General features: G+C 63.7%; 14 protein-coding genes. 9 read left to right on the forward strand and 5 right to left on the reverse strand.

Features of this window, described 5'->3' with window-relative positions; genetic code table 11:
* Nucleotides 1-132: 132 nt before the first annotated feature.
* The 3 genes from V1277_RS18860 to V1277_RS18870 are packed head-to-tail and all read right to left on the reverse strand — an operon-like array spanning nt 133 to nt 3,910.
* Complete coding sequence (locus V1277_RS18860; protein ID WP_334417609.1) at nt 133-1,665, reverse strand: acyl-CoA synthetase; 1,533 nt, start codon at nt 1,663-1,665, stop codon at nt 133-135.
* Nucleotides 1,666-1,695: 30 nt separating this feature from the next.
* A complete protein-coding gene (locus tag V1277_RS18865) occupies nt 1,696-2,883 on the reverse strand; it encodes an ABC transporter substrate-binding protein (protein ID WP_334417610.1) in 1,188 nt (395 codons plus the stop codon).
* Between the two features lie 52 nt (nt 2,884-2,935).
* The gene (locus V1277_RS18870; RefSeq protein WP_334417611.1) at nt 2,936-3,910 is read right to left on the reverse strand and encodes an NAD(P)H-dependent flavin oxidoreductase; all 975 of its coding nucleotides are present in this window, start codon (nt 3,908-3,910) and stop codon (nt 2,936-2,938) included.
* A gap of 210 nt (nt 3,911-4,120) precedes the next feature.
* Between V1277_RS18870 and V1277_RS18875 the strand changes: the two genes are divergently transcribed.
* On the forward strand, nt 4,121-5,008 hold the full coding sequence (locus tag V1277_RS18875) for a LysR family transcriptional regulator (RefSeq protein ID WP_334370518.1): 888 nt from the start codon (nt 4,121-4,123) through the stop codon (nt 5,006-5,008).
* Here the strand turns inward: V1277_RS18875 and V1277_RS18880 are convergent.
* On the reverse strand, nt 4,965-5,657 hold the full coding sequence (locus V1277_RS18880) for a DNA-3-methyladenine glycosylase family protein (RefSeq protein WP_334417612.1): 693 nt from the start codon (nt 5,655-5,657) through the stop codon (nt 4,965-4,967). The genes V1277_RS18875 and V1277_RS18880 overlap by 44 nt on opposite strands.
* Before the next feature lie 125 nt (nt 5,658-5,782).
* Between V1277_RS18880 and gluQRS the strand changes: the two genes are divergently transcribed.
* Nucleotides 5,783-6,682, forward strand: coding sequence for a tRNA glutamyl-Q(34) synthetase GluQRS (gene gluQRS / locus V1277_RS18885; protein ID WP_334417613.1), 900 nt, complete (start codon nt 5,783-5,785; stop codon nt 6,680-6,682).
* 64 nt (nt 6,683-6,746) lie between these two features.
* Nucleotides 6,747-8,003: an ATP-binding protein gene (locus V1277_RS18890; RefSeq protein WP_334417614.1), complete on the forward strand. Its 1,257-nt coding sequence runs from the start codon at nt 6,747-6,749 to the stop codon at nt 8,001-8,003.
* Here the strand turns inward: V1277_RS18890 and V1277_RS18895 are convergent.
* Nucleotides 7,927-8,820, reverse strand: coding sequence for a YihY/virulence factor BrkB family protein (locus V1277_RS18895; RefSeq protein WP_334417615.1), 894 nt, complete (start codon nt 8,818-8,820; stop codon nt 7,927-7,929). The genes V1277_RS18890 and V1277_RS18895 overlap by 77 nt on opposite strands.
* Nucleotides 8,821-8,966: 146 nt before the next feature.
* Between V1277_RS18895 and V1277_RS18900 the strand changes: the two genes are divergently transcribed.
* The 6 genes from V1277_RS18900 (at nt 8,967) to V1277_RS18925 (ending at nt 13,018) form a co-directional block, all read left to right on the forward strand.
* The gene (locus tag V1277_RS18900; RefSeq protein ID WP_334370511.1) at nt 8,967-9,161 is read left to right on the forward strand and encodes a twin transmembrane helix small protein; all 195 of its coding nucleotides are present in this window, start codon (nt 8,967-8,969) and stop codon (nt 9,159-9,161) included.
* Between the two features lie 22 nt (nt 9,162-9,183).
* Entirely contained in the window at nt 9,184-9,756 is a 573-nt protein-coding gene (locus V1277_RS18905) for a cob(I)yrinic acid a,c-diamide adenosyltransferase (RefSeq protein ID WP_334417616.1), read from the forward strand.
* A 138-nt stretch (nt 9,757-9,894) separates the two neighbouring features.
* Entirely contained in the window at nt 9,895-10,644 is a 750-nt protein-coding gene (locus V1277_RS18910; RefSeq protein ID WP_334370508.1) for an electron transfer flavoprotein subunit beta/FixA family protein, read from the forward strand.
* Nucleotides 10,644-11,588, forward strand: coding sequence for an electron transfer flavoprotein subunit alpha/FixB family protein (locus tag V1277_RS18915; protein ID WP_334417617.1), 945 nt, complete (start codon nt 10,644-10,646; stop codon nt 11,586-11,588). Before V1277_RS18910 ends, V1277_RS18915 begins: the two co-directional genes overlap by 1 nt.
* A gap of 188 nt (nt 11,589-11,776) precedes the next feature.
* Nucleotides 11,777-12,658 carry a 3-hydroxybutyryl-CoA dehydrogenase gene (locus tag V1277_RS18920; protein WP_334370504.1) on the forward strand — a complete coding sequence of 294 codons (882 nt, stop codon included), beginning with the start codon at nt 11,777-11,779 and terminating at the stop codon, nt 12,656-12,658.
* A 171-nt stretch (nt 12,659-12,829) separates the two neighbouring features.
* Entirely contained in the window at nt 12,830-13,018 is a 189-nt protein-coding gene (locus V1277_RS18925) for a putative motility protein (protein WP_334417618.1), read from the forward strand.
* Nucleotides 13,019-13,152: the final 134 nt, after the last annotated feature.

The following is a 13,152-nucleotide window of genomic DNA, read 5'->3' on the forward strand; positions in this document are numbered from 1 at the left end:
TGGATTAGTCTCGAAATGCCTCCGCCGTCATTGCGAGGAGCGCAGCGACGAAGCAATCCATCGCGCCACAAGCGGAAACATGGATTGCTTCGCTTGGCTCGCAATGACGTGGAGGGGCCGGAAGGCGACCCTTTACGCCATCGCCTGCAGCCTACCCTCGGCATATAGATCGCGCAGCTTGCGCTTGAAAATCTTGCCGGTGGCTTCGCGCGGCATGGCGTCCATGAACTGGATGTCCTTGGGCACCTTGAAGTTGGCGAGACGTCCGCGCAAAAAATCCTGCACGGCGGCCGGGGACAGCGCCGCATCCGCTTCCGGCTCGATGCACGCAAAAAGCCGCTCGCCGAATTCGTCGTCGGGAACGCCGAACACCGCGCAGTCGCGCACGCCATCCATGCCGATCAGCGCGTTCTCAATCTCCGCCGGATAGATGTTGACGCCACCGGAGATCACCATGTCGCGCTTGCGGTCGCACAGGAACAAATAGCCGTCCGCGTCGAGGTAGCCGACGTCGCCGACGCTGACGAGGCCGTCGCGGCCGGCCTCGGCACGGGCCTCGGCCTTGCCGTGATAGTCGAAATCCGGCACGGACATTTGCCGCATATAGATTTCGCCGGGTTCGCCAACGCCGCACAGTGAACCGTCGGGGCGGAAGATTTTCACGACGCCGCCTTCGATAGCGCGGCCAACAGTGCCGGGCTTTGCCAGCGCTTCTTCGGCCGAATGCCACACCGGGATGCCGGTTTCGGTCGATCCGAAATACTCGTTGATGACCGGTCCCCACCAACAGATCATGTCGCGCTTGACCTGCGGCGGGCAGGGCGCAGCCCCATGCACGATGAAGCGCAGCGACGACAGATCGTAGCGACGCTTGATTTCATCCGGCAGCCGCAGCAGGCGCACGAACATCGTCGGCACCATGTGCATGTGGGTAACACGATGACGCTCGATCAGTTGCAGCATGTCTTCGGGGTCGAAGCGCGGTTCGAGTACGATTGCGCAGCCGCTGCGGAATGCCAGCATGCCGTAGGAGTTCGGCGCCGAATGGTACATCGGGCCGTTCATCAGGATCACCTGGTCCTCGTTCGGCTTGACGCCATAGGCGATGCCGCCGACGCGCGCGGAAGCCGCAGCCTGCTCCGGCGTCATCGGCTTGCGGCGCACGCCCTTCGGCAGGCCTGTGGTGCCCGACGTATAGAACATAGGCGCGCTGCCGATCGGCGCGTCCTGCGAGGGCGCATGCGTATCGCGCCAGCGGTCCCAATCGGTCATGCCGTCGGGGATTTGCGTCAGCGCGGGCGCGACGTTGAAGGCGGCTGCGATTTCCGGCGGCGTAGCCACCACCAGGAGCCGCACGTCGGCGGGCAGGCCATCGCTGATCTGCGGCAGCAAGTCGGCGTGGCAGACCAGGATTTTCGCGCCGCTGTCGGCGAGGATATAGGCGACTTCCTCGGCCTTCAGGTGCCAGTTGATCGGCACCACGGGGCTGCCCAGCGTCGCGGCGGCGCTGGAGACTTCGAAGAATGCAAAATCGTTGCGCAGCATCATGCCGACCGGCGTGCCGCCACTGACGCCGAGCGCCTTGAAGCCCATCGCCGCCCGCGCGATGCGGGCGTGGATGTCGGGGTAGCTGATCTGGCGGTCGCCGCTGATGATCGATGTCATATTCCCTCCCGGGCTAACCGGACGCGCCGCTTAGCGGTCGTCCAGAATTTCACCGAAGCCGACCCAGCTCTTGCCGTCGAAGCGGCGCAGCCGTAATTGCTGGAACGGCAGGTAGTCATCGGCAGCGGTCGTTACCGTGATGCCCGGCAATAGCAGTGGAAGCGGCACATCACGCAACGAGGCGGCCTGCTTCATGATGTTCTCGCGGCTGAAGTCATCCTTGCAGGCCATCAGAACCTTCACCATCAGGTTCGCATAGTGATAGCCGGCGGCGTAGTTCGAATTGGAGAGGTCCGCATTCGGCAAATATTGCTTCATGAACGCGAAATACTCTTTCACGCCTGGGTCATTTGCCCATTGAACGTCCATCGTGTCCTTCTGGTTGCTGGACGAGATCAGGCCGACGGCGTTCTCCAGCCCGGCCGGCTCCAGGAACGAGATCGATGACGCCGAGGTCGGCACAAAAAACAGATCCGGCTTCCAATTGATCTCGGCCACGCCCTTGATCATCTGCGAGGTGAACTTGCCGAGCACGACACCAAACATTACGTTGGCGCCCGAGGCCTTCAGTGTCGCAAGCTGCGAGCTGATGGTTGGCGCGCTGGTCTCGTAGGTTGCCTCCGACACGATCATGGTCGCGGCCTTGTCGCCGAGTGCCCGCTTGAAGCCGGCGACGTAGTCGCGGCCGAAATCGTCGTTCTGCGACAGGATGGCGATCTTGGCGTCGGGCTTGGTCTGCAGGACATGCTTGGCGTAGACGACGCCTTCGGACTGATAGGTCGCCATTCCCGGCATGGTCCACGGAAAATTCTTCGGGTCGGCCCATTTGGTTGCGCCGCTCAGCACGAACAGCTGCGGCACCTTCTTGCTATTGAGGTAGCGATGCACGGCGTTGTTGGTGGCGGTTCCGAGCGAGCCGAAGGTCAGCAGCACCTCTTCCTGCTCGACGAGCTTTCGGGTCTGCTCGACCGTCTTGGGCGGCGAGTACGCGTCATCAAGGCTGAAGAACTTGATCTTGCGGCCGTTGATGCCGCCATCGGCGTTGATCTTCTCAAAATAGGCTTCCTGCGCCCGGCTGATGATGCCGAAGCCGGATGCCGGGCCGCTATAGGGCAGCGTCTGGCCGATGCGGATTTCACCCTTGTCTCCTTCGGCGAGAGCCGTGGCGCTTCCCAGCAACGCGAGTGCGATAGTCAACACAGGCCGCGACAGTCTCATGGTTCCCATCCCTCTGTTTATTTGATTGTCTTGTCGTTGAATCCGGCGTGTCTTACGCACGCGCTCGTTTTAGAAAATCCTCGCTGGCGTCGGCGAATTCGCACCTGAGCCGCTCCACCAACTCTGCGACCTGCGGCGCGTCGGCGATCTGGCCGATGCCCTGGCCGGAGCCCCAGATGTCGCGCCACGCCTTGGCCTTGGTGTTGCCGCCGGAGCCGAAATTCATCTTCGACTTGTCGCTTTGCGGCAGATTGGCGGGATCGAGGCCCGCGGCCACGATCGACGGGCCGAGATAGTTGCCGTGCACGCCGGTGAACAGGTTGGAATAGACGATGTCATGCGCGGCGTGGCCGATCAGCGCGGCCTTGTAGGCCGGATCGGCATTGGCCTCCTGCGTCGCGATGAAGCGCGTGCCCATGTAGGCCATGTCGGCGCCGAGCGCGAGCGCGGACGCAATGCCCCAGCCATCCGAGATGGCGCCCGACAGCAGCACGGTGCCCTTGAACCACTGCTTCACCTCGCGCAGCAGCGCGAACGGCGACAGCGTGCCGGCATGGCCGCCGGCGCCGGCGCAGACCAGGATCAGGCCGTCGACGCCATGTTCGGCCGCTTTCCGCGCATGCTTGACGTTGATCACGTCGTGGAACACGACGCCGCCATAGGAATGCGCGGCCTCGACGATTTCGATCGGTGGGCGCAGCGAGGTGATGATGACCGGAACCTGGTGCTTCACGCAGGTCTCCATGTCCTTCATCAGCCGGTCGTTGGATGAATGGCAGATCTGGTTGACCGCGTAGGGCGCGACCTTCTTTTCCGGATGTAGCGCCTTGTACTCGCCGAGCTCGTTCTCGATTCGGCTCAGCCACTCGTCGAGTTTTTCGACCGGTCGCGCGTTCAGCGCCGGGAACGAGCCGACGATGCCGGCCTTGCACTGGGCGATCACGAGCTCGGGCCCGGACACGATGAACAGCGGCGAGCCCACCACCGGCAGTTCGAGCGAATTGGCAAGCGAAGCAGGCAACGGCATTCGGGTCTCTCCCTTGCAACGCCAAGCCGGGACTTAAAATCCGGACTGCGTCGATGATGTTGATTGAGAGCGCCGTTCCGCGGGCGGAGCCGCTGACCGGGCGCTGTTGTTGCCGCCACTATAAGGCTGGACGGCAGCCGCCATCCGTTCAATATTGAACAGACGTTCATCCAGTTATGAACGGACCGATCTGAACCGCGGGGAGCACCGATGGACTGGGACCTGTGCAAGACCTTCGTCGCGGTGGCCGAGACCCGCAGCTTCGCGGCGGCCGCGCGCCGCTTGCGCTCCAGTCATCCGACGGTTGGGCGCAAGATTGCCGAACTGGAAGGTCAGCTCGGCATTCCCTTGTTCGCCCGGTCCAACGAAGGTCTTTCGCTGACGTCGCACGGGCAGAAATTTCGCGAGCATGTCGATGCGATGGCCGCGGCGGCGTTGCGCGCCGAGGCGGCGGTATCGGCGACCGGTGCGCAGGCGCGCGGCGTGGTCAAGCTGTCGATCGGCGCCACGCTCGCCTCGCACTGGCTAATGCCGCGGCTCGGGCCGTTCCTGCGCCAGCACGACCATATTCAACTCGAGATCATCACGCATCCCTATCCGGCGAGCGTCCGCCGCCGCGAGGCCGATGTCGTGCTGCGCCCCGTCGATAGCGGCGAGGAGAATTTGATCGGCCGCAAGATCGGCCGGCTCGGCACCGGCTTTTACGCCTCACGCGATTATGCCGCGCGGCGGCGCCTGCCCGAGCGGCGCGACGAATGGAAGGGCCACAGCGTCATCGGCTTCGCCGACCGGTTGTCGAACGAGCGGCTGGCGCGCTGGAGCGACGCGATCACGCGGCAGGGCTCGATGGTGATGCGCTGCTCCTCGCAAGGCGACATGCTCGCCGCCGCACGCGCCGGTCTCGGAATTTCGACGCTGTCCTGTTTCGTCGCCGCCGCCTATCCGGAACTCGTCCGCGTCGCTCCGCAAAAACTCGTCAGCGTGGCCGATCTCTGGCTGCTTGCGCATCCCGATCTCGTCGACCTCCCCGCCGTGCGCGCCGTGATCGATTTCGTCACGGCTTCCGCGCGGGAGGATCGGGTGAGGTTGCGGGGATGAGTTTGTCAGGAAGCACGCCCTCGCGTTTCTTCAGCACGCGATAATAGCTCCACCACAGATGCGCCGCCGCGCCGCGCAGGGGACGCCAGGGTTCCGCCAGCGGCGCCATCTGCTTGGCAGTCGGCCGCTCCTTCAGGCCGAGCCCGATCTTGACCGCCTCCTGCACCGCGAGATCGCCGGCCGGCCAGGCGTCGCCATGGCCGAGGCAGAACAGCAAATAGATATCGGCCGTCCAGGGGCCGATGCCGGGCAGCGCGGTCAGCGTGTGGTGGGCGGCATCCGCATCCTCTTCCGCCAGCACCTCGAGATTGAGCCGCTCGGCGGCCAGTTCGCGCGCGATGTTCTTCAGCGTCTTGATCTTGGCGGCCGAAAGCCCGAGCCGGCCGAGGCGGTCGGCGCGGGTCTTGCGGATCACCTCGTGATCGAACGGATCGAACGCGGCCGTCAGCCGCGCCCAGATCGCGCCGGCACTCGCGGTAGACAATTGCTGGCCGCAGACGATTGCAGCTAACCCCGCGAACCCCGGCGCGCGCTGCCGCAGCGCCGGCATGCCGGTGAGTTCGAGGATCGGCTTCAGCCGCGCGTCCTGCTTGACCAGTGCTTGGATGGCGTCCTCGAGGTCGGACTGGCTGTTGAGGTGGATAGTCATTGAAACTTTCGGCTGGCTTTCTCGTCATGCGCGGGCTTGACCCGAGCATCCATCTTATATCGTAAAAGACACTTGATGGATGGATTGCCGGGTCAAGCCCGGCAATGACAAGGGCTTGGAGAATCATGCCACCCGTTTTCCGATTTGCTCCGAGCCCGAACGGCTACCTCCATCTCGGCCACGCCTATTCGGCGCTCGTGAATTTTGACCTCGCGCGCGAGCGCGGTGGGCGGTTTCTGCTGCGGATCGAGGATATCGACGCGACGCGCTGCCGGCCGGAATTCGAGGCGGCGATCTATGAGGACCTCGGCTGGCTCGGGATTTCCTGGGAAACGCCGGTGCGGCGGCAATCGGAGCATTTTGCGCGCTATCACGAGGCGGTCGAAAAATTGGCAGGCTTAGGCCTGATCTATCCGAGCTTCGAGAGCCGCGCGGAAATCGCCCGTCTGGTCGCGCAGCGCGAGGCCGGCGCGCCCTGGCCGCAGGATCCCGACGGGGCGCCGCTCTATCCGGGCGTCGCGAAATCGCTGCCGCCGGACCGGCGCCAAGAGTTGATCTCGCAAGGCGTGCCTTACGCGCTGCGGCTCGACATGCGGGCAGCGCTCGCGCGCACGAAGGATCTGGCCTGGCAGGAAGAGGGTGCCGGGCCCGGAGGCGAGACCGGCGTCGTCGCCGCGCGCCCTGAAGCGTGGGGCGACGTCATCCTGGCGCGCAAGGAGACGCCGACCAGCTATCATCTCTCGGTCGTGATCGACGACGCCCTGCAGGGCGTGACCAACGTGGTACGGGGCAGGGACCTGTTCTGGTCGACGAGCGTCCACCTGGTGTTGCAACAGTTGCTCACTATCCCGCAACCGTTGTATCGGCATCACCGCCTCATGGAGGATGCGTCGGGACTCAAGCTGTCGAAATCGACGCAGGCTACGGCCTTGCGCGAATTGCGTAGGCAAGGTGCCACGCCTGCGGATATTCGCAGCCTCGTCGGTTTGCCCGACGATTCCTGTAGTACTACTGCGGGTTGTTGAAAACGTCTCCGTGACACCGGCCGCCATCGCGTGTCATGCTGGTCGCGGCAGAGGAAGGGGGATCATGGCGGCAAAGCGGCGCTCACCAGGCACCACGGGAACAGTGAAGAAGCGGCGAGCGAAAAAGCGCGTACCCGGCGCCGCGGTCAAAAAACGCGGCACGCGCAAGTCCGCCATCGCTGCGCCCGGCATGGTCGAGACCGCGCTGGCGGCCTTTGCGCACGAGGTCCGCACGCCGCTGACCGGCATTCTCGCGATCAGCAATCTGCTCGCGACCTCGGACCTCGACGAACGCGAACGGCGCTGGGTCGATACCATCAAGGCGGGCGCGGAACATCTGGCGAGCCTTGCGACCCTGTTCGTCGACGCCGCGCGCAGCGGCGGCCCCGGGCTCGAGGTGCGGCAGGACTACTTCGACCTGCATACGCTCGCTCGCAATGCCGGCGATTCGCTGACCGGGCGCGCCGCGGCCAAGGGCCTGCAGTCGTCGGTCGATATTTCCGAAAAGCTTCCAGGGTTTGCGATCGGCGATCCCGTCCGCCTGCGCGCCGCGCTGGAGAACCTGATCGACAATGCGGTAAAATTCACTGAACAGGGCAGCGTTGGGCTGCAGGTCACGCCTGTGCGGGGTCCGAAGGGCAAGGTCGCCGTTTCATTCGCGATCTCCGACAGCGGGATCGGCCTTGCGCTGAACGAAATCAAGCGCCTGTTCCGGCCGTTCTCGCAGGCCAATGTCTCCATCGCATCGCGCTTCGGCGGCGCCGGTCTTGGATTGTCGTCGGTCAAGCAACTGGCGCGTGCCATGGGCGGCGACATCATCGTGACGCAACGCCGCGGCGGCGGCACCACCTTTACCCTTAACGTCGTAATGTCGCCCGCAAAGGACGCCGTGACGGCGGCGTCCGGTGCCGATGGCGAGGTATCGATCAGTTCGCCTCGGCCGTTGCGCCTGCTCAGCGTCGAAGACAACCCGTTCGGCCGCGTCGTGCTCAACACGATCCTGACCGAACTCGGTCATCAGACCGACTTCATCGGCCAGGGCGAGGCGGCGCCCGAGCGGCTCGCGCAAGGCGCATTCGATGCGGTATTGATGGACATGGTCCTGCCGGGAATCGACGGCGTCGAGGCGATCAGGCGCATTCGCGCGCTGGAGCCGCCGCTCGGGAGCATTCCGATCATCGGCATATCTGGCCGCAGCGAAGACGAGGCGGCGTCGCGCGCCGCCGGGGCCGAGATCTTTCTGGTCAAGCCTGTGAGCCCGCGCGCCCTGGCGACTGCGCTGCATGCAGCGACATCCCCTTCGGCAGTTGCGACTTCATGATGGCAGCGTTCAGTTCGCCGCCAAAGACGAAAACCGCCGAAATGAAATACAGAAACACCAGCGCGATGATGACCGAGGCAAGCCCCGCATACATCGTCACATAGTTGCTGGCGAAGCGCGCCAGATACTGGCCGAACACGACGCCCGAGATCAGCGATCCCACCATCGTAAAGACGATGCCCGGAAGGATCTGCAGAAAACTCCGCCGGCCGCAGGGCAGCCAGGCATGCAGCACAAACAGCGCCACTGTCATCGCCGTGATCGTGATGCCGTAGCGGGCGAAGGTGAGAAGGCTTTCGTTGGACTCGACGAAGAACGGAATGTGGCGGCGCGCCGTCTCCAGGATCAGCGGACCGAGCACGATCAGGAACGCCATCAAGAGCGACGTGACGGCGGCGACCAGCGTATAGCCGATCGATTCCAGCCGCAGCCAGTACCACGCCCGCGGCTCGACCACCGAATAGGCGCGGTTCAGCGCGACCCGCAGCGCTTCGACGCCGTTGGAGGCGAAATATACCGCCAGCACCGCGCCGACGGTCAGGATGTCGCCGCGCGTGGTCGTCAGTACGTCGTGGATTTCGCCTGACAGCGCGTCGGCGACCTGTTGTGGCCAGGTTTGCAGCAACAGTCCCACGGCTCCATCGGCGAGTTCCTTGGAGCCGAAAAAGCCAGCCAGCGACGTCAGCACGATCAGGAACGGAAATAGCGCCATCAACGTCGACAGCGCGATGTGGCTCGCGATTGCCCAGCCGTCATCGGCGAGGAACGTATAAAACGCCTCCATGACGACGAGGTAGACGTAGCGAATGAGCTTCACATCTCACCTCGATCGGGGTATCGCGGGCTGGTCCTAAGGCCGGGGCTAGCATCTGATATTATTGGATTAAAAGCCAGATCGTCGAGCGGGAGTGCGCGAGTTGTGAACGTGTGGAAGTCAGCGCCTCACGGTGTTATGTAGCGCCGATGACATCCTTTTTGAGTTCGATCGTCCTCCCCATCGCGGTTGCGGCCGTGGCTATCGTACTGTTGCTCGGCCTCGTCAACATGATGCGGGGCGGGTCGCCGAACCGCTCGCAGAACCTGATGCGGCTTCGGGTGCTGCTGCAGTTCATCGCGATCGTCATCACCATGGTCGTGGTGTGGGCGTTGGGTAGATAAGGGCAGGAAAGGGGAAGCGGCTATGGTCGTGCTCAACCGCATCTATACGAAGACCGGCGATGACGGCACTACGGCGCTCGGCAGCGGCGAGCGCCGCCCGAAATACGATCTGCGCATTAGCGCCTACGGCACCGTAGATGAAACCAACGCCGCCATCGGCGTGGTGAGGCTGCACCTCGGCGATGCCCGCGAACTCGATGCGATGCTCGGCCGGATCCAGAACGATTTGTTCGATCTCGGCGCCGACCTTGCGGTGCCCCAGCGCGACGGCAAGGCCGAGCGGCTCCGGATGCTGTCAAGCCAGGTCGAGCGGCTCGAGCGCGACATCGATGCGCTGAACGATCATCTCGCGCCCCTGACCTCGTTCGTGCTGCCCGGCGGCACCCCCGCTGCCGCATACCTGCACCTCGCCCGTACCACATGCCGCAGGGCGGAACGGATCATGGTGGAACTCGCCGCGCGGCCGGAGGAGCCGGTGAGCGCGGCCGCCATTCAGTATATGAACCGCCTGTCCGATTTCCTGTTCGTGGCCAGCCGCGCCATGAACGATAATGGGGCCGGAGACGTGTTGTGGGTGCCGGGTCAGAACCGTTAAGGTAAGCCTTGAAGGTAGGGCCCTCGGGGGCCGATTTTTGGCTTTCGCGCGTTGACCGCCGATAGCGGGACCTTTAGGTTCCGCGCCCAAGCTAATAACAAGCTGATCAAACCCCAGAATTCAAGCGAAAGAGGATCGATGAAGGTTCTTGTGCCGGTAAAGCGGGTGGTCGATTTCAACGTCAAGGTCCGCGTCAAGAGCGACGGAACCGGCGTGGAACTCGCTAACGTGAAGATGTCGATGAATCCATTCGACGAAATCGCCGTCGAGGAAGCGTTGCGGCTGAAGGAAGCCGGCAAGGCGACCGAGGTGGTGGTGGTGTCGATTGGCCCGGCGCAGGCCTCGGAGACGATCCGGACCGGTCTCGCCATGGGCGCCGACCGCGGCATCCTCGTCAAGGCCGAAGGTAATGTCGAGCCGCTGGCGGTCGCGAAGCTTCTCAAAGCCGTAGCGGATGCCGAGAAGCCCGGCCTCATCATTCTCGGTAAGCAGGCGATCGACGACGACTCGAACCAGACCGGCCAGATGCTGGCCGCGCTGCTCGGCTGGTCGCAGGCGACGTTTGCCTCCAAGCTCGAAGTTGAAGGCTCCGACTTCAAGGTTACGCGCGAGGTCGACGGCGGCCTGCAGACCGTGAAGCTGAAGGGACCGGCGATCGTCACCACCGACCTGCGGCTGAACGAGCCGCGCTATGCGTCGCTGCCCAACATCATGAAGGCGAAGAAGAAGCCGATCGACGACAAGAGCGCCGCCGATTACGGCGTCGATCTCACGCCGCATCTCGAAGTGCTCAAGACAGCGGAACCGCCCGGCCGCAAGGGCGGCGTCAAGGTCAAGGACGTCGCTGAGCTTGTTTCCAAACTCAAGACCGAAGCCGGGGTTCTCTGATGACGACGCTATTGATTGCCGAACACGACAACGCGTCGATCAAGGATGCGACCACCAAGGCGCTGACGGCAGCCGCTGCGCTCGGCGCCGACGTGCACGTGCTGGTCGCCGGCGAGAACGCCAAGGGTGCGGCCGATGCCGCAGCCAAGCTTGCTGGCGTCAAGAAGGTGCTGCTGGCGGACAATGCCGTCTATGCCCATGATCTAGCCGAGCCGCTGGCCGCGCTGATCGTGTCGCTGGCCCCTAGCTATGACGCCTTCGTCGCGCCTGCGACCTCGCGCTTCAAGAACGTGATGCCGCGCGTCGCAGCTCTGCTCGACGTGATGCAGGTGTCCGAGATCATCAAGGTGGTTTCGCCCGATACCTTCGAGCGGCCGATCTATGCCGGCAACGCGATCCAGACGGTTAAGTCCAAGGACGCCAAGAAGGTCATCACGGTGCGGACTTCGACCTTTGCCGCGGCGGGTGAGGGCGGCAGTGCTCCGGTGGAGGATGTCGCCGCTGCGGCTGATCCAGGCCTCTCCAGCTTCATCGGCGAAGAGGTGGCAAAGAGCGACCGTCCGGAACTGACCTCGGCAAAGATCATCGTTTCCGGCGGCCGCGCCATGCAGAGCCGCGAGAACTTTGCCAAATATATCGAGCCGCTCGCCGACAAGCTCAGCGCCGGCGTCGGCGCCTCTCGCGCCGCGGTCGATGCCGGCTATGCGCCCAACGACTGGCAGGTTGGCCAGACCGGCAAGGTGGTCGCTCCGGAACTATATGTCGCAATCGGCATCTCCGGCGCGATCCAGCATCTCGCCGGCATGAAGGATTCCAAGGTGATCGTTGCGATCAACAAGGATGAAGACGCGCCGATCTTCCAGGTCGCCGATTACGGCCTGGTCGCGGACCTCTATCAGGCGGTTCCTGAACTGACCGACGCGCTCGGCAAGCTCGGCAAGTAACGGAACACCGGCCGGACGCGCAAACGTCCGGCCGGTGTTTACCTTAAGCGGATGCGGGCGAAGGGGATTAAGCTTCGCGTGAAGAATACGTGCCAATGGTGGGACTGAAACCTCGCGTCTGATGATATCGTAGCTGAGGTTTAGAGATGAACAGGCGCGATATGCGCGCCGTTCCGGTGGATGACAAAATGGCGGTGACAATCAAGAAGGTCGGCGTGATCGGCTCGGGCCAGATGGGCCACGGGATTGCGCATGTGGCGGCGCTCGCCGGCTTGGACGTGGTGCTAAACGACGTCTCCGACGAACGGCTGAAATCGGCGATGGCGACCATCAACGGTCATTTGTCGCGCCAGGTTGCCAAGCAGGTCATCACCGAGGACGCGCGCAAGAAGGCGCTGGACCGGATTACCTCCACCGAGACGCTCGACGGGCTTTCGGATTGCGATCTTGTGATCGAGACCGCGGTCGAAAAGGAAGAGGTCAAACGCAAGATCTTTCACGAACTCTGCGCGGTATTGAAGCCGGAAGCGATCGTCGCCACCAACTCCTCGTCGATCTCGATCACCCGGCTCGCCGCCTCGACCGACCGTCCCGAGCGCTTCATCGGCATTCACTTCATGAATCCGGTGCCGCAGATGGAACTGGTCGAGCTGATCCGTGGCATCGCCACCGACGACTTGACGTTCGACACCGCCAGGGAATTCGTCACGAAACTCGGCAAGCAGATCGCGGTGTCCGAGGATTTCCCGGCCTTCATCGTCAACCGCATCCTGCTGCCGATGATCAACGAGGCGATCTACACGCTCTATGAAGGCGTCGGCAACGTCGAGGCGATCGACGCCGCCATGAAGCTCGGCGCGCATCATCCGATGGGGCCGCTGGAACTGGCCGATTTCATCGGGCTCGATACCTGTCTGTCGATTATGCAGGTGCTGCATGAGGGGCTGGCGGATTCGAAATACCGGCCGTGCCCGCTGCTGGTGAAATATGTCGAGGCCGGCTGGCTCGGCCGCAAGACGCAGCGCGGCTTCTACGACTACCGCGGCGACAAACCGGTCCCGACGCGCTGACGATCGCAGTGCCGTAGGGTGGGCTAAGCGATAGCGTGCCCACCACGTCTCCGAATATGCCGCTCGAAATGGTGGGCACGCTTCGCTTTGCCCACCCTACATCCCCTCAATCTCCAGACTTCATTAACCGGTGCCGGGGTACGGTGCCCTCAGGTTTGAGGAGTGCTGCGTATGGATATGATGGCTATGGTTTCGAGCATGCTTGCGATGCAGGCGGCGGGCACGCAGCAGCAGATCCAGACCTCGATCATCAAGCAGAATGCAGACGCCGAGAAGGCCGCGGTTCAGACGCTGCTCGGCGCGCCCTCGACCACCAATCTCGCGCCCGGCGTCGGCGGCAACCTCAATATTGCGGCCTGACAGTCTTGTAGGGCAAAGGCGCGCTTGCGCCGTGCCCACCATCGTTGCGCCCGGACAGGGTTTGGTGGGCGCGCGGAGCCTGTCATCGGGCGCGCATTCGCGCGACCCGTTGGCTTTGCCCACCCTACATGCTA

Source organism: Bradyrhizobium sp. AZCC 1588 (genome assembly GCF_036924735.1).
Classification (GTDB): domain Bacteria; phylum Pseudomonadota; class Alphaproteobacteria; order Rhizobiales; family Xanthobacteraceae; genus Bradyrhizobium.